A 3,498-nucleotide genomic window follows, 5' to 3' on the forward strand; every position below is an offset into this window, starting at 1 on the left:
ACTCGGCGCGCAACTCGGCGTCGCTCGCGCAACGCTGCGGGAAGCCCTGAACCGCTTGGTGGCCGAGGGGCTGCTCGAGTTCGTCATGAACAAGGGCTTTTACCGCAAGGCCATCAGCGTCAACGAGGTGTTCGACCTTTATCAGGTCCGCATCGCGCTGGAGCGGCGGGCCGTCCTGCTGGCCGTCCAGCGCGCCCCGGACGAGGAAATCGCGGCGGTGAAGGCGTACTGGGTGGATGTGATGCGGCGCTCCGACCAGCTGGCCACGGCCGACCTGGTGCTGGCGGACGAGGAGTTCCACCGCCGCCTCGTGGCCCTGTCCCAGAACAAGGAGCTCACCTCCTTCATCGACATCGTCACGCGACGCACCCACGTGGCGCGCCACGTCGACATCGAGCAACTGTCGTCGTGGAACCTGCAGGCCTTCGACGCCCACCTGGAAGTGATCGACCTGATCGCGCAGCGCAAGACGGAGGAGGCGCTTCAAGTGCTTTCGGAGCACATCGACATCAGCCTGAAGAGGGCGATCGAAATCACCAAGGAGATGGTCGCGCGCTTCTTCCTGGCCGACGGCGCCGAATCCTTGTAGGTCGTGGAGCAGGCCGCCCAGCGCTCGCAAGAGCAGCTTGCCGCGTAGGCCGGGCCTCGGGAGGGAGGCCGGGCTCGCATGAAGGAGTTCTGATGTCCGACCCGCTACGCATCATCCACGGCCCCTTCGGACGCGTCGTGCTCGTCCGCCTCGACCACTCGATGGTGCTGCACGCGCACCGAGACTGCCACATCGTCTTCAAGATCGGCGGAGCCGACATCCAGTTCGGAATCAACGGCAGGGAGTATCCGGTCACGGCGCAGAGCGCGCTGATGATCAACGCCTGGGAGCCGCACTTCTACAACCACCGCGAGACGAAGGAGAACACCGTCCTGCTCGCGTTCTACCTCCAGCCGCAATGGCTGAAGGAGCTGGACCGACGCTTCGCGCGCAGCGCGCACCCGAAGTTCTTCGCGCGGCCGGTCGAGACCTTGACGCTGCGGCTGGCCCGGACACGGAACGACGTGGTCGATGCCTTGACCCAGCACGTTCCGCCGAGCACGCGCGAGATGGAGGCACTGATTGCTGCGGTCTTCTGCGAGGTCCTGACGATCTCGCCACCGCGCAACCTGCTTCATTTCGGGGGCGATCATGGCGAACTTGACTTCGACGCACGCATCAGGAGGCTCGTCAAACACATGCTGAGCGCCGGCGATGCGAGCACCAGTCCGGAAGCGATGGCGTCGGCGGCCGGGCTGTCGCGGCCCCAGTTCTTTCGGATGTTCAAGAAGTCGACCGGGATGTCGCCGGCCATATTCCTGAGCATGCTCAAGATGGAGTCGGGCCTGCGCAGCCTCACGCAGAGTGACGTGAAGCTGCAGGACATCGCCTTCGACCTCGGCTTCGATACCGCGGGCAACTTCACGCGCTTCTTCTCCGGCATGCAGGGGTTCGCCCCGAGCAAGTACCGCAAGATCCTCGAGGTCATGTGAGCGGAACGCCCCGCCTCGCCGCCGGCCAGATCGACCAGCGGCGAAGGGTCCTTACCGGCGGCCTATTTCCACTCGACCAGGATCTCGCGATAGTCTTCCTTGCCGACGTTCTTGGCCTTGTGCTTGGCCGGCACCTTCACGCCCTTGCCGATCTCGGACATGACCTCGATGGTTCCGTCCTGGACCTTGAGCTCGAAGATCCCGTTCGTCGGTACCGGGAACAGGCCCACGTCGTTGCCATGCTCGTCGTAGATCTGCAGGGGAGCGCCTTGCACCGCGAACCACATGTAGGAGTGATCATGGGTGTGGACGGGTGTCTCCGCGCCTGCGGGAAGCACGAAGTCCCAGACGATGACCTTGTCGTTCTCGAACAGCTTGCGGCTTCCGACTCCGGGTTCGGATGCCATTTCCGTCGTGTTGCTCATGGTTTGCCTCCAGTAGTGTTCCAGGCTGTGCCGTGGATTTGTCGCTCGGCGCCGGCCGGCGCCTCCTTGGCAGACCCCCTGGAACTGCCTTGCCGGCGCTACAGGAAGTCCGCAAGGAATAGTAGGGACACCTGCCGCAAACCCCTTGTCGAGAAGTATCGGGACTTAGCATGGAGTCTCACGACTTTCAGGACGAACCGGGAGCGGCCCTGAAGGTGCTTTTGTGTTCGCCTGGGGCGGAGGAGCTTGGAGGGGACGCGGCGTCTCCGACCCGCGGCCTAGCTGGTACGTCGATTGAGGAGGCCTGCTTCCGACCCCTTGTCGTCGTTCTCGCTTCCACAGGCCAGGGTGACCCAATGTCCGCTCTGAACTCGAGACCGTGAACTGGGCGTTCATCAGCGAGTGACCGCAACCTCTGCACACCTGTCGCTCGGATGCGGACGTCGACCGGCAGCAACGGGTCGTTGGCCGTCCGTGACCAGTCGCCGCTGAAGGTCAGCTGACCATCCCATCGCTGACATGCTTGCTCTCGGCACGTGGCTGCGGGCTTCAATGGCCAGGCTTGACCGCGCCACTACCGACGGCGCGTTCGACCAGCACGTCCGCATACCGCTCGACGTTGAACCGGAACGTGCCCCTGAAGTTGATGTGCGAGAAGTGCGCCGGCCCGATCCTCCGAAGCCAATCCTCCTCGATCCCGATGCCGTCACGCTTGAGCCGCGCGACTGCGACGTCCATCGACTCGTGTTCCAGGCGAGCACGATGTTGGTCAACAGTGCGTGGGCGCCCGAGATCGCCACCATCTCTGCCGACGGCGGCCGCGCTCAGGAGCCACTTGGCCTCCATGTATGGCACGCTGCAACTGGTGGACCGATTCCCCCCGGTTGAGCAGCGTGTGGATTTCGCGGCGATATGCCGGGATGGCCAGGTAGTCGCACAGAAACAGCGTTCGCAGCAAGCGCCCGAGGTGTTCCGCAGCGCGGTGAAGCGGATCGCCGACGGCTGCCGACCCGAGCCGGTGGATGGCATGCGCGGCAGAAACCTTGCCCGCCCGAATCGAAGCCGCCAGGCGCACCAGGTCGTCCCAACCGCGCTCAATCGCCTTGACCGACACCCGGCGCACCGTGACGCCTTCGAGAGTCTCCGGCACCGGCCAGTCCCTGGGCACGAACAGCTTCCGCTCGCGCAGGTCGCGCAGGCGCGGGCACAGGTCAAAGCCCAGGAGCTTGGCGATGGTCATGGCTACGTTCGTGACGCCGTGGGTATCCACCGCCAGCAGGGAGATCCGGATCCGGTCTTCGGCGCGGTTGTGCTGCTCGACGCCTTCGACGGCCACGCCGGCCTGCCGTTCGTTCAGCACGATTGGCTGGTCGTAGAACATGCCCCAGCGATCGCGGACATGCGTGTACAGGCCCGCGGCGTAGGTGCGCCGACGCGGGTCCACCCGCGCTGACCACAGGTGGCGACTGGCATCCAGGGCCATCATGTCGGCCGAGCCTTTGGTGCCGTCGCCCCAGAGCGCCGCGATCGGCAGCGCGTTCTGGTACTCCGA

General features: G+C 65.0%; 3 protein-coding genes and 1 pseudogene. 2 read left to right on the top strand and 2 right to left on the bottom strand.

What is annotated here, in order from left to right; all coding sequences use genetic code 11:
• A partial coding sequence (locus AC0IW9_RS30220; RefSeq protein ID WP_471652010.1) for a GntR family transcriptional regulator occupies positions 1-589 on the top strand: 589 nt, incomplete at its 5' end.
• A gap of 92 nt (positions 590-681) precedes the next feature.
• Positions 682-1,521, top strand: coding sequence for an AraC family transcriptional regulator (locus AC0IW9_RS30225; RefSeq protein WP_471652011.1), 840 nt, complete (start codon positions 682-684; stop codon positions 1,519-1,521).
• 62 nt (positions 1,522-1,583) lie between these two features.
• Here the strand turns inward: AC0IW9_RS30225 and AC0IW9_RS30230 are convergent, their stop codons facing one another.
• Positions 1,584-1,946 (bottom strand): cupin domain-containing protein, encoded by a 363-nt coding sequence (locus AC0IW9_RS30230; RefSeq protein ID WP_471652012.1) that lies wholly within the window; start codon positions 1,944-1,946, stop codon positions 1,584-1,586.
• A gap of 549 nt (positions 1,947-2,495) precedes the next feature.
• A pseudogene (locus tag AC0IW9_RS30235) lies at positions 2,496-3,498 on the bottom strand (Tn3 family transposase); the annotation flags it as partial.

The organism is Belnapia sp. AC561, assembly GCF_979252845.1.